The sequence below is a fragment of the Streptomyces sp. NPDC044033 genome (genome assembly GCF_056434425.1).
In genome coordinates this window covers 145,488-168,825 of the sequence record NZ_JBWKFF010000013.1, presented here as the reverse complement: position 1 = coordinate 168,825, position 23,338 = coordinate 145,488, and the positions used below count along the sequence as shown (strand labels likewise).

The following is a 23,338-nucleotide window of genomic DNA, read 5'->3' as shown; positions in this document are numbered from 1 at the left end:
GGATTCTAGAGGGAGAACAAACGGAGGCGCACAACTTCCGTTGTCCTGGGAGGGAGAAAAAGACCCCCTGCGGAGTAGGTGCAGGGAGGAATTTCCCCCCCCCCCCCCCCCCCCCCCCCCCGCTCGTACGGCCGTCACACCCGCAGCGCCCTCAGCAGCAGATCGGCGAGGTGGTCGGCCACCTCGCGCGGCGTGAGCGGGCCCTGCGGCCGGTACCAGGCGCTGAGGTGGTGGATGGACCCGAAGTGGTAGTCGACCACCAGGTCGGCGGGGGTCTCCCGGCTGAAGACGCCGGCTTCCTGGCCCTCCTCGATCAGGGCGCGGAACCGCTCGTGGTAGCGACGCCGCTCGGCCCGTACCTGCTTGTGCTTCTCGGGGCTGAGCTGGTGCATGGAGCGGAAGAAGATGGTGGCGTCGTCGAGGTTGTCGATGGTGGTGACGACGACGTCGGCGGCGGCCTCGCGCAGCCGTCGCTCCACCGGCGCGGCGGAGTCGGCGATGCCGTCCAGCCGCTCCTGCTGGAGGCGGAGCAGCCGCGCGTACACCTCGTGCAGCAGATCGTCCTTCGAGCCGAAGTAGTGGTAGAGCGCGCCCTTGGTCACGCCCGCCGCCTCGACGATCTCCTGTACGGAGGTGCGGTCGTACCCCTGGTCGGCGAAGAGGCGGGTGGCGGCGGCCAGCAGCCGTTGCGGTACGGGCTTTCCGTCGCCCTCCGTCGTCCTGGCCATCGCCATCGCCCGCCTTTCCCCTGTGCTGTGCTGTGCTGTTCTGTGGCGCGTTACGTCGCGCTTGACGCGGTTACGCGCGGGTGCGCAGTTCCCGCCGCAGGATCTTCCCACTCGTGGTTTTGGGGAGGTCCGGCAGGATCTCCACTTCCCTCGGGTATTTGTACGCGGCGAGGCGCTCCTTGCAGTACGCGACGATCTCGGCGCCCTCGGCGGGGGCGCCCGGCCGCAGGCTCACATACGCCTTCACCGACTCGCCCCGGTAGCTGTCGGGCACCCCGACGACGGCGGCCTCGCGCACGGCCGGGTGGGTGTACAGGACGTCCTCGACCTCCCGCGGCCAGACCTTGAAGCCGGACGCGTTGATCATGTCCTTCTTGCGGTCGACGACGTAGAGCCAGCCGGTCGGGTCCATGAAGCCGATGTCCCCGGTGCGCAGCTCACCGCCGGGGAAGGCCGCTTCGGTCTCCTCGGGGCGCCGCCAGTAGCCCGGTACGACCTGGGGGCCGCGCACCGCGATCTCGCCGTGCTCGCCGAAGGGCACGTCGCCGCCCTTCTCGTCGATGATCCGCACCACGGTGTCGGGGCCGGGCACGCCGACCGCGAGGGTGCCGGAGGCCGGGTCCACGGGCGCGTCCGTGCCAGGCGGGACGCTGGCACAGGGGGCGGTGCACTCGGTGAGTCCGTAGCCGTTGTGGAGATACGGGCCGAGGGCGTCCCGGAACTCGTCGGTGAGCGCGGGCGGCAGGGGCGCGCCGCCGGAGGAGATCGAGCGGAAGGACGCGAAGTGGTCCCGGGTGACCTGGGGCTGGGCCAGCAGCGCCATGAAGGCGGTGGAGGGGCCGACGGTGAAGGCGGGGCGGTGTTCGAGGAAGGCGTCGAGGACGACGCCGGGCTCGAAGCGGTAGGTCAGGGCCAGCGTCCCGGCGTTCGCCACGCAGGCCGTGAGCTCGTTGACCATGCCGGTGATGTGGAAGAGCGGCGCGAGGGCGAAGTAGGTGGCGCCCTCGGGGATGCCGCCGCCGGTGCGCTGGCGCTCGGCGTTGAAGGTGATGTTGCCGTGGGTGTTCATGGCGCCCTTGGGCGCGCCGCTGGTGCCCGAGGTGTAGCTGATGAGGGCGGTGTCGTCCGGGGTGAGGCCGGGGTCGGCGGGGCGGTGCGCGCCGGAGCGGGCGACGGTGCACAGGTCGTCGGCGTCGGTCGCGGGGGCGGCGCGCTCGCCGCGCAGCACCCGCGCGTCGTCGCGGCTCTGGAAGTCGAAGGCGCAGGCGGTGACGGCGATGCGGACCGGTGAGTCGGCGGCCGTGGCGCGCAGGTACTCCTCCCAGGCGCGGTCGGCGCAGAACAGCGCGGTCACCTCGGCGTCGCGCAGGACGTGGCCGACCTCGCCCGCCTTGTACATGGGGTTGACGGGGACGGCGACGCCGCCCGCCTTCCAGACGCCGAACAGCGCGATCACGAAGTGCGGGGTGTTCTGGAGCATGATCACGGCGCGGTCGCCGCGCCGGAACCCGCGCTCCACGAGGTGGGCCGCTATCGCGTCGGACAGCGCGTCGGTCTCCGCGTAGGTCAGCCGGCCGTCGAAGTAGGCGAGCGCGGTACGGCCGGGGGCGCGGCGGACCGCGGCCTCGAACGCGTGCAGGACGCTGGTCGGCGGGGTGATGGGGGCGCGCTGCACCGCGTTGAGGTGGGCGAGCCAGGGCTTGTCCTGGTACGTGGTCATGGGTACGGCCCTTCTTCGCGCGCGACTACTCGCCGGTCTCGGCTGCGGCTTGCGTCTTCGTGGCCGGCGCTGTCGCCCCGGCCGGTGTCCTCACCGCGTCGGGCCCCGCGTTCACGGCGGTCTGCCCGGCGGATCGCCCGGTCTGCCCGGCGGGTTGTCCGGTCCGCCCGGCGGCTGATCCGTCCTGCCCGGCGGCTGGTTCGTCCTGCCCGGCCCCCTCGATCCGCTCAAGCTTCTGCTGGAGATGGTTCATGCCGCTCAGCCAGCGGTCGGTGTCCGCGGCGCGCGCCGTGTAGTAGTCGGCGACCTCGGGGTGCGGCAGGACCAGGAACCGGCCGGTGGCCATGGCCGCGAAGAGCGCGTCCGCGACCAGGGCGGGCTCGATGGCGGTGGGGCGCAGGACCAGGTCTCCGGCGGCCCCGGTCACGCCGAGCATGTCCGTACGCACGCCCTGCGGGCAGATGGCGTGGACGTCCACGCCGCGGTGCCGGTAGGTGGCGGAGAGCCATTCGGCGAAGGCGAGGGCCGCGTGTTTCGAGACGCTGTAGGGGGCCGAGCCGACCATGGTGAGCAGCCCGGCGGCGGAGACGGTGGAGACGAACCGGCCGCTGCCGCGCTCCAGCCACTCGGGGAGCAGCGCGCGGGCGGCCCGTACGTGCGCCATCACGTTGACGTCCCAGGCGTCGGACCAGATCTCCTCGCCGGCCTCGGGGCCGCCGGCGGGGGCGACCCCGGCGTTGGCGCAGAAGACGTCGACACGCCCGCCGAGCGCCTCGCGCGCCGCGCCGACGATGCCGGAGGCATCGCCCGCCACGGGGATCGCGCCGATCTCCTCGGCGACGGCGGCGGCCTTGGCGGCGTCGAGGTCGTTGACCACGACGCGGGCGCCCTCCGCGGCGAATCTGCGGGCCAGGGCCGCGCCGATGCCGCCGCCCGCTCCGGTGACCACTACTGCCGCGTCCCGCACGGTCTCCACGTTCGCGTCTCCCTCGACTCGACTGTGCCAGCAGACTAACCAGTCGGTATGTAGAAGCGGAAGGGGGCGACCCGGGGCTGCCGCGATCATTCCTCCAGGGCTCCGGGGGCGTTAGCGTGCCTGGGCATGGACCTGTCGAGAAGAACACTGCTCGCCGCCACCGGCGCCGCGGGGACGGTCGCGGCCACCGCCTCCGGCGCCCGCGCCGAGGCCCGTACGCGCGGCCGCGGAAGCCACGGAGGGGCCCGGGTGCGTACGGGCTTCGACCGGCTGGCCGCCGACGGCTACGCCCGGCTCGCCGGCCGCCGCGTCGGCGTCGTCACCAACCCGACCGGCGTCACCGCGGACGTCCGGCACATCGTGGACGTCATGCACGCGGACGCCCGTGTGAACGTCGTCGCCGTCTTCGGCCCCGAGCACGGATTCCGCGGCACCGCGCAGGCCGGCGGTTCGGAGGGCGGCTCCAAGGACCCGGCGACCGGGCTGCCCGTCTACGACACGTACGGCAAGAGCGGCAAGGAGCTCGCCGGTATCTTCACCGCGTCGGGCGTGGACACCGTCGTCTTCGACATCCAGGACGTGGGCGCCCGCTTCTACACGTACATCTGGACCCTGTACGACTGCATGGTCGCCGCGGCCCTCGCGGGCAAGCGGTTCCTGGTGCTGGACCGGCCCAATCCGCTGACCGGGCGCGCGGCGCGGGGGCCGGTGCTGGAGCGGTCGCAGGCGTCCGGGGTCGGGCGGGAGCCGATCGCGCAGGAGCACGGGATGACGGTGGCGGAGCTGGCGCGGCTGTTCAACGGCGAGTTCACGGCGCGGGCGGCGGGCCGCCCGGTGGAGCTGGAGACGGTCTGGATGTCGGGGTGGCGGCGCGCGGACTTCTTCGACGCGACGGGGCTCCCGTGGGTGCCGCCGAGCCCGAACATGCCGACGCCGCAGACCGCGCTCGCGTATCCGGGCACGTGCCTGTTCGAGGGCACCAACCTCTCCGAGGGGCGGGGCACGACACGGCCGTTCGAGCTGCTGGGCGCGGAGGGCATCGACCACCGGTGGGCGGCGCGGGCCAACGCGCTGGACCTGCCCGGCGTGCGGTTCCGGGAGGCGTACTTCGTGCCGGTGTTCTCCAAGTTCCAGGGGAAGACGGCGGGCGGCGTCCAGCTCCACGTCCACGACCCCCGCTCCTTCGACCCGGTCCGTACCGGGATCGCGCTGCTGGTCACCGCGCGACAGGTGTGGCGCGGATTCGCGTGGCGCTCCGACAACTGGATCGACAAGCTCACCGGGTCGTCCCGGGTCCGCACGATGATCGACGCGGGGGCGTCGGCGGACGAGGTGGTGGCCGACTGGCAGGACGGGCTGGCGGCGTTCCGCAAGACGCGGGAGCGGTATCTGCGCTACCGCTGAGGCGCAGACGCCCCTTCCCCTGAAGCGGTGGCGGCGCAGGCGGAGGCGGCCCTTCCCCTGAAGCGGTGGCGGCGGGGACGGGGCGGCCCCGCCCCCGAAACGGCACCACCAGGGGTGGTCCCGGGTCTACCGTCGAACTGGTGCCAGCCGGATGGAAGTTGAGGTGTACGGGCCGAAACCATGGCCCGCATGACATCAGACCGAGACCTGGCGTCCGACCGGCAACGGCACCGCCACCGGCGCCATCCCGCCCTGCTCCTGACGCTGCTGCTGTGCCTGGGCGCCACGGCGCTCGCCCAGCCCGCCGCCCAGGCGCGGCAGCGGGCCGGCGCACCGGCACGGACCGACGGCCCCATACGGGCGCTGACGCGTGTCGCCCACCCGTTACGGACCACCGAACCGGCGGGCGACACGCGGGACCTGCGGGCGTTCGGCCCCATGGTCGGTGGCGCGAAGGTGGTCGGGGTCGGCGAGGCCACCCACGGCTCGCACGAGTTCATCACCAACAAGGACCGCCTCTTCCGCTACCTCGTCGAGCAGAGAGGATTCACCACCTTCGCCCTGGAGGTGGACTGGAGCGCTGGGCTGCGGATCAACGACTATGTGCTGCACGGGAAAGGGGACGCCCGGCAGATCATGAAGGAGGAGTTCCAGAACTCCTACCGCTTCTGGAACAACCAGGAGTACCTGGACCTCATCGAGTGGATGCGCGCCTACAACACGCACCACGCCGCGAAGGTCCAGTTCATGGGCGATGACGTCGGCTACGCCGGGCCGGTCCTCTTCGACCGGGTGACGGACTACGTGGCACGGCACCACCCCGCCCTGCTGCCGCGCTTCACCGGCCTCTACCGCGATCAGCGCCCCACGCCCGGCAGCAGCGTGGACGGCTGGATGGCCGCGTACTTCAAGAAGCCCCTGACCGAGCGCCGGGACATGGCCGCGCGGGCCGGGCAGGCGCTCGATCTGCTCCGGCGGCAGCGACCGGGCGAGGACCGCGCGGAGTACGCCTGGACGGTGCAGCACGCGCGGGCCCTCTCGCAGGTCGCCTCCCTCTTCGCGTACGACCTCGAATCGGCGCGGGGCAACAGCGCGGCGATGCGCTTCCGCGACGAGGCGATGGCCGCCAACACGGCGTGGTGGCAGCGGCAGACCGGCCACAAGATGCTGCTGTCCGCGCACAACGCGCACGTCGCCTACGAGAGCGACGATCCGGCGAACTACCCGAAGACGCAGGGCGCGTTCCTGCGGGACCGGCTCGGCGAGGGCTACCGCAACGTCCGGCTCACCTTCGACGCGGGGTCGTTCAACGCGACGGCTCCGAGCGGGGGGACAACCGCCTACACGGTCGGCCCGGCGGAGCGCGGCAGCAACGAGTACACCCTGGACCGGGTCCCCTGCCGCGACTACTTCCTGGACATGCGCACCGCGCCGGCCGCCGCCCGCGCCTGGCTCGGCGAGGCCCGCCCGACCCGCAACATCGGCACGGGATACCCCGACCTACCGCGGACGACGGCGCTGGGGCGCTCGTACGATCTGCTGATCCATCTGCACCGCGTCACGGCGTCCCGGCTGTTCGAGGACCGGTGAGGAGCGGGGGGGGGGGGGGGGGGGGGGGGGGGGGGCGGGCCCCCCCCCCCCCCCCCCCCCCCCCCCCCCGCTCGTAGCGCCCGTACGGGCACGGGACGCGCCGGGGGCGGGGCGGCCCGGGTGGCGGCGAGGGCCGGACTTCAGTGGCGGCGAGGGGCCGGGCTGAGGATGAGCGGCAGGTACACCTCGTCGATGATGTCGGCGATGGTCTCGTCCTCGATGGGCGCGCCGAACAGCAGGAACTCGTTGCGCAGGAGGTCGGTGGCGACCGTGACCCGCCGGGAGCCCATGACCCGGGGGTCGACCTCGCCGCGCTCGACCGCCCGCTCCAGGACCGTTCTCATCACCGCCGGGCCGGCGGGGTGGACCCGCTCCCGGATGAGCTTGGCGAACGCGGGTTCGCGCGTCATCTCGGCGAGCAGGCCGCGCATGACGCCGCCGAACGGGGTGCACATCTTGGCGGCCATCTGCCGCAGCACGGCGATCACGTCCGTACGCAGCGCACCGGTGTCCGGGACGGCCATCTCGGAGATGCCGAACTTCTGCACCGCGTCCATGACCAGCTCGGGGCGGCCGGGCCAGCGGCGGTAGAGGGCGGCCTTGCTGGTACGGGCACGGGTGGCGACCCGCTCCATCGTCATCCGGGCGTAGCCCACCTCCACCAGCTCCTCCAACGTCGCCGTCAAAATGGCGTGTTCCAGCTCCTCACCACGGCGGCGGGGACCTTTGCGGTGGTCAGGGGCTGATTCGACGGCCTGATCGGCGTTGGGTGACAGAGTCACTCCTCAGAGTTTACTCAGGGATCATTGCGTTCTCTAACTTGGCACTTTAGCCTCTCGGTTAGAGAACTGGTCGTTCTTTAAGTGTCAGAGACTTCGAGGAGATCGATGACTGAGACTGCCGCGACAATCCACCAAGAAGACGCACCAGCATTCCCGAACGACCGCACCTGCCCCTACCAACTGCCCAAGGAGTACGGACAGTTAAGGGACTCGGAGGGATCGCTCCGCAAGGTGACCCTCTTCGACGGCCGCCAGGCGTGGGTGGTGACCAAGCACGAGACGGCCCGGAAGCTGCTCGCCGACCCACGGATCTCGTCCGACCGCCAGGACGACAATTTCCCCGCCACCTCCCCGAGGTTCGCCGGGTTCCGTGCCTCCCCCCAGGCGTTCATCGGCCTGGACCCGCCGGAGCACGGCACCAAGCGCCGGATGATGATCAGTGAGTTCACCCTCAAGCGCATCAAGGGCATGCGACCGGGCATCGAGCGGATCGTGCACGGCTTCATCGACGACATGCTCGCCGCGGGCCCGACGGCCGACCTGGTCAGCCAGTTCGCGCTGCCGGTGCCGTCCCTGGTGATCTGTCAGCTGCTCGGCGTCCCCTATGCCGACCACGACTACTTCCAGGACGCCTCCCACCGCCTGGTGCAGTCCGCGGACGCGGCCGGCGCGCTCGCCGCGCGCGCGGATCTCGCGGACTATCTGGGCGGGCTGGTCACCAAATTCGAGGCCGAGCCCGGCCCCGGCCTGCTCAGCACCCTGGTCACCGAACAGTTGGCGAAGGGCACCGTCGGCCGCGACGACCTGGTCTCGGACGCGATCCTGCTGCTCGTCGCGGGCCATGAGACGACGGCCTCGATGACCTCGCTGAGCGTCATCACCCTGCTGGAACACCCGGACCAGCACGCCGCCCTGCGCGCCGACCCGAGCCTCATACCGGGCGCCGTCGAGGAACTGCTGCGCTATCTCGCCATCGCCGACATCGCGGGCGGCCGCGTCGCGAGGGCCGACATCGAGATAGACGGGCAGCTGATCCGCGCCGACGAGGGCGTTATCATCTCCAACTCGATAGCCAACCGCGACGGTTCGGTTTTCGAGGACCCGGACGCCTTCGACGTGCATCGCTCGGCCCGCCACCACATCGCCTTCGGCTACGGGGTCCACCAGTGCCTCGGCCAGAACCTGGCCCGCCTGGAACTCGAAGTGATCCTCACGGCCCTCTTCGACCGGATCCCGACGCTACGGCTGGCCGTCCCGGTGGAGTCCCTGAAACTCCGCCCGGGCAGCACGATCCAGGGCGTCAACGAACTGCCGGTCACCTGGTGACCGCGGTGAAAGGAGTGACCATGCGAGTAACCGCCGACCGGGACGTCTGCGTCGGCGCCGGTCTGTGCGCGCTGACCGCCCCCGCCGTCTTCGATCAGGACGACGACGGACTCGTCACCGTGCTCAAGAGCGCCCCGGACGGCCTCACCGAGGTGTCCGCCGCCCGTCAGGCCGGCAACATATGCCCGTCCGGCGCCGTCCAGATCGCCGAGTAACCCCTCCCAGGGCCGGCCCACCCCCGGGGCCGGCCCGCTCGGGTGCGCGGGCCGGCGCTCTCGCGGCCCGTCTCAACGCTCAAGACGCCGCAGGGGGAGTATTGACGCGGGCGCGGCGCTGACGTGAGAGTTCGCGTCGTGCTCAACGATGCGACGCCGGTGACGGCGGAAGAAGACGACGAGAGACGGCCCGGCGCGGACCCGGCGGGCCCGGGCGGACCGGAGGCGGCTCCGGAGAGCCCGGAGAGCCTGCGGCGGGTGGCCGTGGCCAGTTTCATCGGCACGGCCATCGAGTTCTACGACTTCTACATCTACGGCACCGCCGCCGCGCTCGTCCTCAACGACGCCTTCTTCCCGACGCTCACGCCCGTCAACGCGACGCTCGCCTCGTTCTCCACGTACGCGGTGGCGTTCGCGGCCCGGCCGCTCGGCTCCGTGGTCTTCGGGCACTTCGGGGACCGGGTCGGCCGCAAGTCCGTACTCGTCGCGTCGCTGCTGATGATGGGGTTGTCCACGGCCTTCGTCGGGCTGCTGCCCGGCTACTCCACGCTCGGCCTCTGGGCCCCGCTGCTGCTGGTGCTGCTCCGCTTCGTCCAGGGCATCGGGCTCGGCGGCGAGTGGGGCGGGGCGGCGCTGCTGGCCGTGGAGCACGCGCCGCGCGGCAGGCGCGGGCTGTACGCGGCGTTCCCGCAGCTGGGCCCGTCCGTCGGGTTCTTCGCGGCCACCGGGGTCTTCTGGCTGCTGTCGTCGGCGCTGAGCGACGCCGCCTTCCGGTCCTGGGGGTGGCGCGTCCCCTTCCTGCTGTCGTTCCTGCTCGTGGGGGTCGGGCTGTTCGTCCGGCTGAAGATCAGCGAGACGCCGGTGTTCGCGCGGGTCATGGAACAGCAGGAGGCCAGCAAGGTCCCCACGCTGGACGTGCTGCGGCGGCACTGGCGCGAACTGCTGCTCGGCGCGGGCGGGATGATCATCGCGTACGGGCTCTTCTACACCGCCACCACCTACTGCCTCGCCTACACCACCAAAAACCTCGGCATCGCCCGTTCCACCATGCTCGGCCTGTCGATGGTCGCGTGCCTCTTCCTGGCCGCCGGCACCTGGCTGGCCGCGACCCGCTCCGACGCGGGCGGCCGCCGAAAGGTCGTACTGGCGGGGACGGGGCTCTCGGTGGTCTGGGGCCTGGTCCTCTTCCCGCTGCTGGACACCGAGCAGCCGGTGCTGATCGCCCTGGCCATCGGCGGCGCGCTGTTCTGCATGGGCGTGGTGTACGGACCGATGGGCGCCTACCTCCCCGAACTCTTCGGCCCCCGCGTCCGCTACTCGGGCGCCTCCCTCGCCTACAACCTCGGCGGCGTCCTGGGCGGCGCCGTCTCCCCCTTGATCGCCACCCGCCTCCAGCCCGCGTTCGGCTCCTCGTCGGTGGGCTGGTTCGTGAGCGCCATGGCGGTGGTCTCGCTCCTGTGCGTACTGGCCCTCCCGGAGACCCGCGAGCGCGACCTGGGCTGAGGGGGGAGCGGGTCCGGCGGGGCTCGGGTTCTGGTTCGGGCCCACGCGTTCCGCGCGCCCGGCATACTGAGGCGCGGCGGTCAGCGCCTCAGTGCGCCCGCCGTCCGCCCGCCGTGTTCGCGAAAGGACGCCATGGGTATCGCCGCCCCCCTCTACGCCCTGTACGCGAACCGGCTGCGCCGACAGGCGCAGGCCGCGGCGCTGCCCGAGCACATTGGGCTGATCATGGACGGCAACCGCCGGTGGGCCCGGCAGATGGGGATGGCGGATCCGAGCCAGGGCCACCAGCGCGGCGCCGAGCACGTCGAGGACGTGCTGTCCTGGTGCGAGGCGCTGGGGGTCAAGCACATCACGGTGTTCGTCTGCTCCACGGAGAACCTGCGGCGGCGCGAGGACACCGAGGTCGCCCTCCTCATGAAGCTGATCGAGCAGGTCGCCGCCGACAAGCTGTGCCGGCCGGACGCCCGCTGGCAGGTGCACATCGCGGGGACGCTCGATGTGCTGCCCGACAGTACGGCGCACGCGCTCAAGGCCGCCGTCGAGGCGACCCGCTCCTGCCCCACCGGGGCGCATGTCACGCTCGCCATCGGCTATGGCGGGCGGCAGGAAGTCATCGACGCCCTGCGCGAGTTGATGGCCGAGCGCGCGGCCGAGGGGCAGTCGCTGACCGAGCTGGCGGCGTCCCTGACCGTGGACGACATCGCCCAGCACCTCTACACGGCGGGGCGCCCCGATCCCGATCTCGTCATCCGCACCAGCGGCGAGCAGCGGATGTCGAACTTCCTGCTGTGGCAGAGCGCCTACTCCGAGCTGTATTTCTGCGAGGCGTACTGGCCCGCCTTCCGGGAGATCGACTTCCTGCGGGCGCTGCGCAGCTTCTCCGCGCGCGAGCGCCGGTACGGCGGCTGAGCGGGCGCGCGGACGTACGACCGTACGGGCTCTGCGGGCCCTCGACGAGGCCGCCCCGGCCCGCGCCCGGCCCGCGCCCGAACCCGCGCCCCCGGCAAATCACTTCCCCGGCGTATGGCCGAGCCCCCCGCGCGGCGGGAGGATGCGGCACATCGGACCACTGAGGGGAACCGCCATGGCCGATTTCAGTGTGAAGCCGTTCTGGGAGCTGACGTTCGACGCCGACGGGGATGTGAACACCGGCCAGCGCGACGCGCTGACGCGGGAGGCCGCCCGTGCGGACCTCACCGACCTGGTGCTGTTCGCGCACGGCTGGAACAACGACCGGTCGATGGCGACCCGGTTGTACGACCGGTTCTTCGCCCCCTTCCCCAAGCTGCTGGCCGGCGCCAAGGGGGTGCGCGTCGGCTACGTCGGGGTGTTGTGGCCGTCGATGCGCTTCACGGACGAGCCCATCCCCGACTTCCCGCCCCAGGCCGCGGCGGCGGCCGGCGCCGCCGGCATCGGGCTCGACAAGAACACCCGGCACGCGCTCAACACCGTCTTCCCCGGCCACGTCATGACCGTGGCGCGGCTGGCCGAACTGCTCGACAAGCAGCCGGACACGCGGGCGCGGTTCCAGGAATTCGCCTCCCTGGTGCGGCAGTTGACGGAGGTTCCGGAAGGCAGCCCGGCGGCGGGGTTCGCGGCGGACACGGACCACGACGGGCCGGACGGAGCCGTTCCCGCGATGCTCACGGACGACGCGGTACAGGTCTGCGAGCGGTTCACCAACGCGCTGGCGGAGGCCGGGGGCGCGCGGCCGGAGCTGTTCGGCGGCGGGCTGAAGCGGCTGTGGAACGGGGCCCGCGAGATGCTGCGCCAGGCTTCGTACTACGGCATGAAGCGACGGGCGGGCACCGTGGGCCAGCTGGGTCTCGGCCCGGTGCTGGGGCTGCTGGCCCATTCCTCCCCCACGCTGCGCGTGCATCTGGTCGGGCACAGTTTCGGCGGGCGCCTGATGTCCTTCGCGCTGCGCGGCCTGCCCGAGGGCGTGAGCAGCGTCAAGTCGCTGACGCTCCTCCAAGGCGCCTTCTCGCATTACGCGTTCGCCGAACGGCTGCCGTTCGCGACCAACCGGGCCGGCGTGCTGCACGGGGCGCAGAACCGGGTGGACGGGCCGGTGGTGGCCTGCCATTCCAGCCATGACACGGCGCTGAGCGTGCTGTACCCGGCGGCATCGAAACTGGCCGACGACGCCGAGTCGGTCATGGGCATCGGCGACGAGCGCTGGGGGGCGATGGGGTTCAACGGCATCAAGGCCGTGGACCTCTGCGAGAAGATGTCACTGGCGGACGCGGTGCGCGGGCCATTCCCCGCCTCGGGCTGTGTGAGCGTGGACGCGTCGGCGGTCGTCGCGCGCGGGCTGCCGCCGGCGGGCGCGCACAGCGACATCTGCCATGAGGAGCTGGCCCACGTGGTCCTGCTGGCGGGCCGCGTCATCCCCTGAGCACCCCGGGCGCGGGCCCCTGCTCGTACGGGCGGGGTCCGCGCGGGCGGCCCGTACCACCGAAGTGTCGGTGGTACGGGCCGCTTGGCCGTGCTCGTACGGGCGCTCCTCGCTCAGCGGTGCGCGGGGAACTCCACCACCTGCTGATAGGTCGGCCGGTTCTGCCAGGTGATGGACTTGTGGGTCAGTCCGCCGACCGCGCGCTGGATGATCGAGTCGGCGCACCACTGGTCGCCCGCCTTGCAGCTGTCGTCGCCCGGGTAGACCTTCGCGGCGGGCTGGGACGCGGCCTGGCGGAGGGTGTCGAGCAGGGCGGAGCGGCAGGCGGACAGGTCGCCGTCGCCGCAGAACCGCTTGGCCAATGGGCCCTTGACCGGTTGGCCGAGTACGGAGCGCAGGTCCTTGTCGACATAACTCCACCAGCCGGTGAGGAAGGCGGACCCGGCGTGCGAGCCGGTGGGGCCGTGGCCGGCCGACGGGGATTCGTCGATGGCGGCGTTGGCCTGGAGCGCCTGGTAGAGGTCGCCGCCGAGCCCCGGTTCGTACTCGGCGCGCACCAGCAGCGGCCACCAGGCGTCCATGGTCCGTACGGCGTCCGCGTGCCCGTAGGCGTGCGAGCCGGGTGCGGTCTCGCTGCGCTGTGCGCCGTCGGCGCGCCAGGACTCCAACTCCTGCACCACTGAGGACAGTTGAGGGTCGGTGATGGGCTTCGACCTCAGTACCTTGATCAGGTCGGGCAGTACGTCCTCGCCCCGCAGGTCCGTGACGGCGGCGTCGGCCATGGCGCGGGTGAGGGAGGCGCGGGTGACGCCGCCGTCGGCGACGAGCCTGCGCACCCGGTCGTCGAGGAGATTGGCGCGGTGCACCGAGCCGGCCGCGAAGTTGGCGGAGGTGTAGTCGTTCGATTGCTTGTTATTCCATGAAATGTAGTAATTCTGGTCGATGTCGTTGGGATGCTGGGCGGCCGGGGTGTAGTCGGCGGTGTTGCCGTCCGGGTCGAACCCCTTCCACTCGTACGCCTTGTCCGCCTTGACGGGCAGCGACGGGTCGACGTCGGGGGCGCGCACCGGGTTGAGCCCGCTGTTGAAGTAGGCGGTGTGCCGGGAGTCCGCGTAGAACCAGTTGAAGGCGTAGCCGATGTGGTCGGCCGCGCTCTGGAAGGACTCGGGGTCCCGCACGTAGCCGGGGTCATTCAGCATCTGGAAGCCGATGATGGAGTCGGCCTCGTGCCGGTAGGTGGAGCGCAGCGCGGTGTAGGCGACGGGTTTGCCGTCGACGGTCGCGCGGTGGGTGACCGTGCCGTACTCGGTGCGCAGCACCTGCATGCGGTACGAACCGGCGGCGCTGGAGTCCGCGAGGGTGGGCTTCCAGGCGTTGGTGCGCTCCAGTTTCTCCATGGGGAGGCACTTGCCGCGGAAGAGGTAGTGCTCGGAACCCTCGGTGGGCTTGCCGCCGCCTGGCTCGCAGAGGTCGACGGCGTAGGTGTCGGTGATGTCCTGGCCCGCGGAGGTCGCGCTCCACGCGTAGTCCGCGCCGCGCCCGAGCTCGACGTACATGCTCACGCCCGCGAAGGACGCGCCGCGCGCGCTGATGCCCGGGCCCTGGATCTCCTGGAGCATCAGCAGCTGCGGGGCGAAGTAGCCGGTCTGGGGGCCGAAGACGGCGACGGGGTGGCCGCTGGCGGTGTGCTTGCCGGAGACGAGCAGGGCGTTGGACATGCCGTGCTTCTTGCTGAACAGGTCGCCGGGGAGCACGCCTTTGTCGAACATGCCCTGCGCGGGCTTCAGCTTCTTCGGCGCGTCGACCGGCGTCTTCGCGGGCTTCTTGGCGGCGGCCGCGCCCGTACGGTCGTAGACCAGCGGTTCTTCCTTGACCGACCCGGCGTCGGGCAGGGCGGTCCCCTTGGCGTGCTCCGGCTTGCCCGCGTACGGGAAGCTCTGGCCGTCGTGCAGGGTCTGCACGGCTTCGGGGTCGTCGCGCTCGCGGAAGGACTCCCACACCTTGGTGCCCTCGACGGCGCCGTACCGCTTCTGCGCGGCGAGCAGGGAGAGCGCGGCCTGCACCTCGCCGCCGCCGCCGTTGCCGAAGAGGCCGCCCACCACGGAGGCGAGGGCGATGAGGTCGGTGAGCTGGAAGGGGGCGATCTCGCCCTTGTTGGTGATGGCGTCGACGTGGCCGGTGAGGACGTATTCGCCGGGGAAGTACCGGCCGTCCTTGGACTGCTGCCGGTAGGCGTTGATGCCGTCGACGTACGCCTGCGCGTCGCGCATGGCCTGTTCGCCGCGCGGGCCGCTCGCGGCGATCTTGTCGACCTGGGCCTTGAGGTCCTTCTCGGTGTACGGGGCGGTGCGCCAGAACTGCTGTTCAAGGCCCTGGTTGGCGGCGGCGCCGCCCGCGAAGGAGGTGAGTTCGCCGCGGCCGATGTGGCGGAAGAGGTCCATGAGCCAGAGCCGGTCCTGGCCTGCCGCGTAGCCCGCGCCGTACTCGGTCCCGTAGCGGGTGGTGCCCTGGATGTGCGGGACGCCGGTCTGCTTGTCGCGGGTGATGGTGACATCGCCGCGGGGCTTGTCGACCTTGGCGACGTCCTTCTCCGGCACGCCGAAGGAGGAGTCGTTGAAGAAGTCGCGCAGTTTGTCATCGGTCAGCGACCGGTAGCCGCCCGCGAGGTCGCCGTACGGGCCCAGCTGGTCGGTGCTGTGCTCGGGGTGGGTGCCGAAGGCGCGGTTGCCGAGGATCTGGACGAGGGTGGCGTTGCCGTTCTCGCCGGGCGGCAGGATGTCGCCGCACTGGCCGCGGCAGTAGTCCGCGGCGGGCGCGGGCGCCGCCCGGCCGGCCGGGGCCGCGCCCGCCTGCGCCGCCGGGGCGACGAGGGCCGCGCCGAGCGCCAACAGCGCTGCGGTAGCGGTAGTTCTGAGCCTGCCGATGCGCCGTCGCATTCGTGCTCCTCCCGGTGGCCGTCGCGGCGGACGTTACCGCCGGTACGGCCGGGTCGGAAGATGAGCACCCGTCACCTTTCCAAATCCTCACAACTGGGCAGGACGAAAGGCGGATGGAACGGATCGGCCTCGGTACACGTCCATTCCACAACGGTCCGAGTCCGCTTGTCGGAGGTGGGATGCATTGGCCGGTTTCAGAGCGCTCGCACGAGAAGTGCGCAATCCACGCAACAGCACCGCGCTGCGACGGACGTCACTGCGTAAGTGCCTCGAACGCTTCGCCCCCTACGGACACCGGGCCACCTGGCACCACCTGTGCTCCCGCGCCGGGCTGTCCCCCGAGGACCGGGGCCCCGACCCGGCCCGGCTGATCATCGCGCTGGAGGAGCTGGAGGAGGCCCGGGCGGTCTGGCTCGCCTACGAGGCCGAGTTCGCGGCCCGGCGGCGGCGCGAGAAGCACGACGGAATCCGGCAGCCGAGCGACATCGACGAGTGGCACCGCCGCACGTGGGGCGGGTGCGACATAGTCCCGTGCGCGACCCCCCTGCACCATCCGACCGCGCGCCTGGCCGACGTTCTGCGGCGCATGATCGCGGCCATGGAGTCCGGTCCGGGCGACGGCTGCCCGGTCTGCTCGCAGGGGCCCCTCGAATGGCACGACGACCTGGAGCGCCACCCGCTGTCGGGCCCCGTCTGCACGGGGTGCGGCGTCGTGGTGCCGCTGCCCGTACTCACGCCGGAGGCGCTGTCCATCGCCCGGCGGCCGCAGTTCGAGAGGCGCTACGCGGGGGTTTGATCCGGCCCGACCCCGGCCGGCCGGGGTCCGGGAAGCTCTGCGGTCCGGCCCACCGGGCGGCGGGTCTTCGGCGGACTTCGGCGGCGGGGCTCCCCGCCGGGGCCCCGCCCCGGCCGCCGGGTGCGGCGGGGCCGGGGCTCCCGCGCCCGCGGCGGCAGGGCGGGGCTGTATGCCCGTACTGCCGTATCCCCGTACTGCCTATGCCCGTACCCGGGCCGCGGAGGCCGTCGGACCCTCAGGCCGTCAGGCCGTCAGGCGCTGCTGATCACCGAGACCACGAGGACGATGACCCCGAGCGCCGCGAACGCGCAGCCGACGATGCCGAGCACGATGCCCGCAACCGCCTGGCTGCGGCCGCCCGCCTCGCCCCGGTCCGCCTTGCGCCGCGCGGAGATCCCGAGGCACAGCGCGATGACCGGCAGGACCACGGGCAGGAACAGCAGCCCGAGGATGCCGAGCACCATGGACGCCGTCGCCTGACCGCTGGGCGGCGGGGCCTGCCAGCCGTATCCGGGACCCGGCGCGTAACCGGGCCCGGGCGCGTAATGCGGCAGCGCGCCGGAGCCGCCGTGGGGCCGCGCCCCCGACTGCTCCTCGCCCGGTGCTCCCCAGGGGTCCGCGGGCGCGTTCTCAGCCCCCGGTGTACCGCTGGGCTTGCCTGGCTCGTCAGCCATGTCTTCCTCTCTTCGGAACGAAACGGACGTCCATGCTAGGCGCTATGCCCCGCCCGTCACGGCAGGCGGGGCGCGGCGCCGGGCGACCCGGCGCCCGGTGGTGACGGCGGCCCGGCGAGCGGCAAAGCCCGTTGCCGTTCCGGGGAATTCGGGCGTTGACCGCGTTGACAGAGAAGCCCCCGCGAACCATGCTGAGCAAGCGCTTAGACACCGCAGACACGATCGCCCGCATGACTTGGTTCATGACGGCTCACGACTGCTCATGACTGCTTGGGAGGCCACGACATGGCAGAGCCCCGGATCTTCACCTCGCTCGACGAACTGCGTGCGGCAGTCGGCGAGGAACTCGGCACCAGCGACTGGCTGGAGATCGACCAGAAGCGGATCGACCTGTTCGCGGAGGCGACGGGCGACCACCAGTGGATCCACGTGGACCCGGAGCGGGCCGCGGCCGGCCCGTTCGGCGCCACCATCGCGCACGGCTATCTGACGCTGTCGCTTCTGCCCGCGCTCGTACCGCAGGTGGTGCGGGTGGAGAACATCAAGATGGGCGTCAACTACGGCACCAACAAGGTCCGCTTCCCCTCCCCCGTACCGGTCGGCTCCCGGCTGCGCGCCTCGGCGCGCGTCGCCGAGGTGACCGAGGTCCCCGGCGGCGTGCAGCTGACCACGACGGTGACGATCGAGCGCGAGGGCGGCGAGAAGCCGGCCTGCGTCGCGGAGACCGTCAGCCGCTTCTACCTCTAAGCCGCCGCCCCTGGGGCCGCCCGCCGAGGTCAGGCCGGGTTCACCGGCCGGACCGACCCGCGCCGACCATCCGCAGCGCGAGGCCCGCGTAGAGCGCGCCGACCTCGTCCGGGGTGCGTCGGCCGTCGGCGTTGAACCAGCGCGCGACGTCGATGCAGAGCGAGAGCACCGCGAGCGCCGTGCCGTGGACGTCCGGCACATCGAAGTCGCCCGTCCGCACGCCGTCCTCGATGATCGAGCGGACCGCGCCGTCACTGCCCCGGCGCAGGGCGACGATCTCGGCGTAGTGGTCCTCGGCCAGCGCGCCCAGCTCGTACTGCACGACACGGGCGGTGGTGTGGTGCTCGGCGTGCCAGCGGACGAAGGAGCGCACCGCCTCGGTGAGCCGCTCGACGGGGGTGCCGTCGGCGTCCCGTGCGGCGGTGAGGATGTCGAGGGCCAGCCGGTGGCCGACGCTGCTGATCCGGTAGAGCAGCTGCTCCTTGTTCTTGTAGTGGATGTAGAGCGCGGCCGGGCTCATGCCGGCCCGGCCGGCGATGTCACGGGTGGTCGTCGCGTGGTAGCCGCGCTCGGCGAACGCCTCGACGGCGGCGGTCACCAGCCGCCGGGCCGCGTCGGGCGTGACATCGGTCCACACCTCGCCCCGCTGCGCCTCCGCGTCCATCGCTCGCCCCGCTTCCCCGTCCGGCCGGGGGACCCTCCACCGGCCGGACGGACACCATACCCGAAGCTGAGCAAGCGCTTAGGTGCGTACGGTACGGGCACGGGTCCGACGGCGGGCCATGGGGCGCTTCCGGGCCGAAGCCGCCCATACCGGCCGACGGGATCACTGCCCCATACATCCAGTTGCCGGGGGCGGCCTCGGGGCCGCCGTGATCGTCCGGTATGAAAGGAGTCGCGCGCCGCAATCCCACGGCGGACGACTCCTCGTGACGCCGGAGAGAGAACGTGCAGCGAACAGCCGAAGCAGTCCGGGTGCCGACTCCCCCCTACCGCTTCCTGACCGAGGTCCTCAAGGGCCAGGGTCAGGTCACCTTCATGCCGAGCGCCGTCACCGGCCTCTTCTTCGCCGCCGCGCTCTTCGCCGCCGGCTGGGAGTACGGGCTCTACGGACTGCTGGGAACCGCCGTCGGCACCGCCACCGCCCGGCTGCTGGGCGTGGCGCGGGGGCGGGTGGAGGCGGGGCTCGAAGGGTTCAACGCCTGCCTGGTCGCCACCGGTTGCGCCGTCTTCCTGGGGGCCGACCGGATCTCGTCCGTGCTCATGGCCATCGGCGGAGCCGTCGTCGTGACGGTCGTCACCGGGGCGCTGACCAACGTGTTCGCCTCCTGGAACCTGCCCACCTTCACCCTCCCGTTCTGCCTCGTGGCCAGCGCGACGACGATCGCCGCCCCCGGCTTCCACCGCGTCTGGGAGGGCGCCGCGGGCACCGCCGCGCTCACCCGCCCGGCGACCGGGACGACATCGCTCACCTGGACCGAGCTGTGGCATGCCTTCTTCGCCGACATCGGCCAGATCTTCTTTATGCCGCAGTGGTACGTGGGACTGCTGTTCCTGCTGGGCATCTTCGCCGCCAGTCGCTCCGCGGGGGTCGTGGCCTGCCTCGGCAGTGTGGTCGGCATCGCCACCGCCTGGGCGCTGGGCTCCCCCGCCGACGGCATCGCGCAGGGGCTGATGGGGTACAACGCCGTGCTCACGGCGATGGCGGTGTGCGGCGTCTTCATCGTGGCCGACCGCTGGAGCTTCGGCTACGCCGTGGTCGCGGCGGCGACGGCCACGGCTCTGACGGCGGCTGTGACGTCGTTCTTCGCGCCGTCGGGGGGGCATACGTTCACGTGGCCGTTCGTGTTGACGTCGCTGGTGTTCGTGGCCGCCGTGCCATCGTTTCCGCGCCTGCGGAGGGTGTGACCGGGGCGCTGCCCCGGGCCCCGGTCCTCAAGCGCCGGACGGGCTGGGGGACGGGCTCGCATGCCCGGCGCGGCGCGACGGGCTGTCCTCAAGCGCCGGACAGGCTGAGCGGCGCGGGCTTGCATGACGGGCGCGGCATGACGGGTTGTCCTCAAACGCCGGACGGGCTGAGGGGTACGGGCTCACATACCCAGATCGGCACGACAAGCTGTCCTCAAACGCCGGACGGGCTGAGTGGCACTGGTTGTCCTCAAGTGCCGGACTGACCGAGGGATACGGGCTCGCATGCCCGGCGCCCGGGTCTGGCCTGCGGGGTCAGTCGAGGGTGCGGGCCAGGTATGTGCGCAGCAGTTGCTTGGTTTCCTCGATTATCGCCGGGTCGCCGGCCGGGTCGAGGCGGAAGGCCAGGCGCAGCAGGGCGTCCGCGCTCTCGACGGCGACGAGGAAGGCGACGCGCAGCCGGGCGTCGTCCGCGTCGAGGTGCAGCCGCTCGGCGAGCAGGGCGCGCAGCCGGTCGGCGACCAGGTGGTTGGGACGGTCGGGGGCGGCCGTGGCCGGGACGGGCATGCCGAACTCGACGAGGGCGAAGCCGGGGGCGCCGCGCTTCATGGCGAGGTATTCGTCGACCACGACGTCCATGGCGTGCCGCCAGTCGCCCTCCCGGCCGGGCACGGCGAACCGGTCGGCGATGCGCGCCGCGTAGACGTCGAGGTTGCGGTGGGCGAGCGCCTCGGCCATGGCGCGCTTGTTGGGGAAGAAGCGGTATACGGAGCCGATGGGGACGTCGGCGCGGGCGGCGACGGCGCGGGTGCTGAGCTCGTCATAGCCGCACTCGTCGAGCAGTTGGGCGCAGGCGTCGAGGATGCGGTCGAGCCGCTCGGCGCTGCGCCGCTGTATCGGGGCGCGGCGGAGGGGTGAGGTGGACACGGGCCCCATCCTGCCGTCACGCGCGGCCGGAACCGGAACCGCGTACGGGCGGGGCCGTCTGACCAGGCGCCGGCCCGGCCCGCACCCGTGAAAAGCGGTGCCGCGGACGTCCGTTCGTGCCGCCGCGAAGGGGTCGAACAATGCCATTGACGCACCCCCTCAGCATTCCTATGGTCTTGCACAGGAATCGTTGAGCGTCGGGAGCACACGATGAGCGGTACGGACAACGAACAGGCGAGGAAGACGGCCGAGGGGCTGGCCTACTCGTCCGGGTTCGGTAACGAGCACAGCAGCGAGGCCGTTCCCGGCGCGCTGCCGCACGGCCGCAACTCCCCGCAGCGCGCACCGCTCGGGCTGTACGCGGAGCAGCTCAGCGGTACCGCGTTCACGGAGCCCCGGCGCAACAACCGCCGGTCGTGGCTGTACCGCGTCCGGCCGTCGGCGGCGCATCCGCCGTTCTCGCGGATCGACAACGGCGCGCTGCGCGGCGCGCCCTTCACCGAGGTGGAGGCGGACCCCAACCGGCTGCGCTGGGACCCGCTGCCCGAACCGGCGGCGGGCACCGACTTCCTGGCCGGGCTGTGGACGCTCGGCGGCAACGGCGACGCCGCGCAGCGCACCGGCATGGCCGTCCATCTCTACGCCGCCGACTCCTCGATGACGGACCGGGTGTTCAGCGACGCCGACGGCGAGCTGCTGATCGTCCCGGAGCGCGGCGCGCTGCTGCTGCGCACGGAGTTCGGGCTGCTGCACGCCGCTCCGGGCCATGTCGCGCTGATCCCGCGCGGGGTGCGGTTCCGCGTCGAGCTGCTGGAGGAGAGCGCCCGCGGGTATGTGTGCGAGAACTACGGGCAGCCGTTCGTACTGCCCGACCTCGGCCCGATCGGCGCCAACGGGCTCGCGAACGCACGGGACTTCCTCGCGCCCGTCGCCGCGTACGAGGACGTCGAGGGCCCGGTCCAGGTGGTCAACAAGTTCTGCGGCAACCTCTGGTCGGCGACGTACGGCCACTCGCCGCTGGATGTCGTCGCCTGGCACGGCAACCACGTTCCGTACGTCTACGACCTGCGGCGCTTCAATGTGATCGGCTCGATCAGCTACGACCACCCGGACCCCTCGATCTTCACGGTGCTGACCTCGCCCTCGGACACCCCGGGGCTCGCGGGCGTCGACTTCGTGGTGTTCGCGCCGCGCTGGCTGGTGGGCGAGGACACGTTCCGGCCGCCGTACTTCCACCGCAATGTGATGAGCGAGTACATGGGGCTGATCGAGGGCGCGTACGACGCGAAGACCGCCGGCCGGGGCGGCTTCGTGCCGGGCGGCGGCTCGCTGCACAACATGATGTCGGCGCACGGCCCGGACCGGGACACCTTCGAGGCGGCGAGCGCGGCCGAGCTGGCGCCGCAGAGGATGTCCGAGGGGCTGGCCTTCATGTTCGAGACGCGCTGGCCGGTCACGGCCACCGCGCAGGCGCTCCGTGCGGACCACCTGCAGAAGGGGTACGACACGGTGTGGGAGGGTCTGGAACGCCATTTCCGCAGCTGACCGGAGCCGATGTGACCACCTTCGCCCCCGACTCCCTCGCGCTCAACCGCAAGCTGCCGCTCTGGTATCAGGTCTCGCAGTCGCTGCGGGCCTCGATACTGGGCCGCAGCCCGCAGGACCCGCTGCGGCTGCCCACCGAGGACCGGCTCGCCGAGCACTACGGCGTCAGCGTCCTGACCATGCGGCAGGCGCTCAAGGAACTGGAGACGGAGGGGCTGATCAGCCGCCACCGGCGGCGCGGCACCTTCATCGAGCCGAGCGCCCGGCGCACCTCGCCGGTGCGGCTGCTCGGTTCGGTGGACGCCATCGTCGCCCAGCAGTCCGGCGAGCGGACCACGCTGCTCGGCCACGGCCCGGCCCCGGTGCCGACCGGGCTGGCCGAGTACTTCCCCGGCGTCGAGGAGGCGGTCCGCTACCGGCGGCTGCGCTGCGCGGAGGGGACGGGCGAGCCGACGAACTGGGCGGAGAACTATCTGCGCCCCGACATCGCGGCCCGCCTCGACCCCGCGGACCTCGCGCGGTGGCCGATGACGAAGGTGCTGCGGGACGCCGTCGGGGTGCGGATCAGCCGCATCACCGACACGGTGGAGGCCCGCCTCGCGGACCCGGAGACGGCCCGGCTCCTCAACGTGCCGCTGCTCAGCCCGATCCTGCACTACACGGGCGTCACCTACGACGAGGACGGCGCGGTGGTGGACGTGGTGCTCATCCACTACCGCGGCGACCGCTTCTCGTTCACCGTGACGATGGAGGCGCGCTGAGAGCGTCCCCGCTCCTGGCCGTTGCGTACCGCGTGCCGAGCGCCGCGGGGCGGCGGTCAGGCACCGCACAGCGCGGCAGGCGCGCCGAGGGTCTCGCCTCGGGGCGGGCGCATGAGGCCCGTCGCAGGCCACTCCCGCCGGGGCGGCACAAGAGGTACGCCGCACGCCCGCGCCGCACCGGCGCGGACGGGGCGCTGAGGAGCGCGGCCCCGGAGTGGGCGTGCGAGGCTCGCCGCGCGTCCCGCCCCCTGACTTGAGGACCGCGCCTGGAAGGTCGCAGGCGGCGCTCCAAGGGCCGGGCCCGGACCGGAAGGACGCATCGCATCCCGCCCCGAACCGGCACGTATGGCGTGCCGGGCACCGCGCCCCCGGCCCGGGCGGGAAGGCCCGTAGAGCGCCTCG

General features: G+C 72.1%; 19 protein-coding genes and 1 pseudogene. 12 read left to right on the top strand and 8 right to left on the bottom strand.

Annotated features, from left to right (window positions below; translation table 11 throughout):
* Nucleotides 1–134 precede the first annotated feature (134 nt).
* The 3 genes and pseudogenes from AC07AB_RS23285 to AC07AB_RS23275 form a co-directional block, all read right to left on the bottom strand.
* Nucleotides 135–728, bottom strand: a complete 594-nt coding sequence (locus tag AC07AB_RS23285) for a TetR/AcrR family transcriptional regulator (RefSeq protein WP_478569911.1) — start codon at nucleotides 726–728, stop codon at nucleotides 135–137.
* A 70-nt stretch (nucleotides 729–798) separates the two neighbouring features.
* Nucleotides 799–2,448 (bottom strand): AMP-binding protein, encoded by a 1,650-nt coding sequence (locus tag AC07AB_RS23280; RefSeq protein WP_478569909.1) that lies wholly within the window; start codon nucleotides 2,446–2,448, stop codon nucleotides 799–801.
* Nucleotides 2,449–2,659: 211 nt separating this feature from the next.
* A pseudogene (locus AC07AB_RS23275) lies at nucleotides 2,660–3,424 on the bottom strand (SDR family oxidoreductase); the annotation flags it as partial.
* A 126-nt stretch (nucleotides 3,425–3,550) separates the two neighbouring features.
* On the opposite strand from AC07AB_RS23275, the gene AC07AB_RS23270 reads away from it, so the two are divergent.
* Nucleotides 3,551–4,828: an exo-beta-N-acetylmuramidase NamZ family protein gene (locus AC07AB_RS23270; protein ID WP_478569907.1), complete on the top strand. Its 1,278-nt coding sequence runs from the start codon at nucleotides 3,551–3,553 to the stop codon at nucleotides 4,826–4,828.
* Between the two features lie 189 nt (nucleotides 4,829–5,017).
* Entirely contained in the window at nucleotides 5,018–6,418 is a 1,401-nt protein-coding gene (locus AC07AB_RS23265) for an erythromycin esterase family protein (protein WP_478569905.1), read from the top strand.
* A 140-nt stretch (nucleotides 6,419–6,558) separates the two neighbouring features.
* Here the strand turns inward: AC07AB_RS23265 and AC07AB_RS23260 are convergent, their stop codons facing one another.
* On the bottom strand, nucleotides 6,559–7,200 hold the full coding sequence (locus tag AC07AB_RS23260) for a TetR/AcrR family transcriptional regulator (protein ID WP_478569903.1): 642 nt from the start codon (nucleotides 7,198–7,200) through the stop codon (nucleotides 6,559–6,561).
* A gap of 105 nt (nucleotides 7,201–7,305) precedes the next feature.
* On the opposite strand from AC07AB_RS23260, the gene AC07AB_RS23255 reads away from it, so the two are divergent.
* The 5 genes from AC07AB_RS23255 to AC07AB_RS23235 all read left to right on the top strand — a co-directional run bounded on the left by AC07AB_RS23255 (nucleotide 7,306) and on the right by AC07AB_RS23235 (nucleotide 12,642).
* Nucleotides 7,306–8,526, top strand: coding sequence for a cytochrome P450 (locus AC07AB_RS23255; protein ID WP_478569901.1), 1,221 nt, complete (start codon nucleotides 7,306–7,308; stop codon nucleotides 8,524–8,526).
* A 20-nt stretch (nucleotides 8,527–8,546) separates the two neighbouring features.
* Nucleotides 8,547–8,741, top strand: coding sequence for a ferredoxin (locus tag AC07AB_RS23250; protein ID WP_478569899.1), 195 nt, complete (start codon nucleotides 8,547–8,549; stop codon nucleotides 8,739–8,741).
* 249 nt (nucleotides 8,742–8,990) lie between these two features.
* Entirely contained in the window at nucleotides 8,991–10,244 is a 1,254-nt protein-coding gene (locus tag AC07AB_RS23245) for an MFS transporter (RefSeq protein ID WP_478570066.1), read from the top strand.
* Nucleotides 10,245–10,376: 132 nt separating this feature from the next.
* Nucleotides 10,377–11,153 carry a polyprenyl diphosphate synthase gene (uppS, locus tag AC07AB_RS23240; RefSeq protein ID WP_478569897.1) on the top strand — a complete coding sequence of 259 codons (777 nt, stop codon included), beginning with the start codon at nucleotides 10,377–10,379 and terminating at the stop codon, nucleotides 11,151–11,153.
* 175 nt (nucleotides 11,154–11,328) lie between these two features.
* The gene (locus tag AC07AB_RS23235) at nucleotides 11,329–12,642 is read left to right on the top strand and encodes a serine-threonine protein kinase (RefSeq protein WP_478569895.1); all 1,314 of its coding nucleotides are present in this window, start codon (nucleotides 11,329–11,331) and stop codon (nucleotides 12,640–12,642) included.
* 113 nt (nucleotides 12,643–12,755) lie between these two features.
* Here the strand turns inward: AC07AB_RS23235 and AC07AB_RS23230 are convergent, their stop codons facing one another.
* Entirely contained in the window at nucleotides 12,756–15,578 is a 2,823-nt protein-coding gene (locus AC07AB_RS23230; RefSeq protein ID WP_478569893.1) for a penicillin acylase family protein, read from the bottom strand.
* A 184-nt stretch (nucleotides 15,579–15,762) separates the two neighbouring features.
* On the opposite strand from AC07AB_RS23230, the gene AC07AB_RS23225 reads away from it, so the two are divergent.
* Nucleotides 15,763–16,374: a hypothetical protein gene (locus AC07AB_RS23225; protein ID WP_478569891.1), complete on the top strand. Its 612-nt coding sequence runs from the start codon at nucleotides 15,763–15,765 to the stop codon at nucleotides 16,372–16,374.
* 251 nt (nucleotides 16,375–16,625) lie between these two features.
* Here AC07AB_RS23225 and AC07AB_RS23220 read toward each other — a convergent pair whose 3' ends face one another.
* Nucleotides 16,626–17,048 carry a DUF4190 domain-containing protein gene (locus AC07AB_RS23220; protein ID WP_478569889.1) on the bottom strand — a complete coding sequence of 141 codons (423 nt, stop codon included), beginning with the start codon at nucleotides 17,046–17,048 and terminating at the stop codon, nucleotides 16,626–16,628.
* Nucleotides 17,049–17,333: 285 nt separating this feature from the next.
* Here AC07AB_RS23220 and AC07AB_RS23215 point away from each other — a divergent pair, with 285 nt between their 5' ends.
* Nucleotides 17,334–17,795 (top strand): MaoC family dehydratase, encoded by a 462-nt coding sequence (locus AC07AB_RS23215; RefSeq protein ID WP_478569887.1) that lies wholly within the window; start codon nucleotides 17,334–17,336, stop codon nucleotides 17,793–17,795.
* Between the two features lie 40 nt (nucleotides 17,796–17,835).
* Here the strand turns inward: AC07AB_RS23215 and AC07AB_RS23210 are convergent, their stop codons facing one another.
* Nucleotides 17,836–18,459 (bottom strand): TetR/AcrR family transcriptional regulator, encoded by a 624-nt coding sequence (locus tag AC07AB_RS23210; protein WP_478569885.1) that lies wholly within the window; start codon nucleotides 18,457–18,459, stop codon nucleotides 17,836–17,838.
* A 311-nt stretch (nucleotides 18,460–18,770) separates the two neighbouring features.
* On the opposite strand from AC07AB_RS23210, the gene AC07AB_RS23205 reads away from it, so the two are divergent.
* On the top strand, nucleotides 18,771–19,703 hold the full coding sequence (locus AC07AB_RS23205; protein WP_478569883.1) for an urea transporter: 933 nt from the start codon (nucleotides 18,771–18,773) through the stop codon (nucleotides 19,701–19,703).
* 315 nt (nucleotides 19,704–20,018) lie between these two features.
* Here the strand turns inward: AC07AB_RS23205 and AC07AB_RS23200 are convergent, their stop codons facing one another.
* Complete coding sequence (locus AC07AB_RS23200) at nucleotides 20,019–20,639, bottom strand: TetR/AcrR family transcriptional regulator (RefSeq protein WP_478570064.1); 621 nt, start codon at nucleotides 20,637–20,639, stop codon at nucleotides 20,019–20,021.
* Nucleotides 20,640–20,840: 201 nt separating this feature from the next.
* Between AC07AB_RS23200 and hmgA the strand changes: the two genes are divergently transcribed.
* Together hmgA and AC07AB_RS23190 are read left to right on the top strand one after the other, a co-directional pair.
* Nucleotides 20,841–22,175, top strand: coding sequence for a homogentisate 1,2-dioxygenase (hmgA, locus tag AC07AB_RS23195; RefSeq protein WP_478569881.1), 1,335 nt, complete (start codon nucleotides 20,841–20,843; stop codon nucleotides 22,173–22,175).
* 11 nt (nucleotides 22,176–22,186) lie between these two features.
* Nucleotides 22,187–22,936, top strand: coding sequence for a GntR family transcriptional regulator (locus tag AC07AB_RS23190; protein ID WP_478569879.1), 750 nt, complete (start codon nucleotides 22,187–22,189; stop codon nucleotides 22,934–22,936).
* Nucleotides 22,937–23,338: the final 402 nt, after the last annotated feature.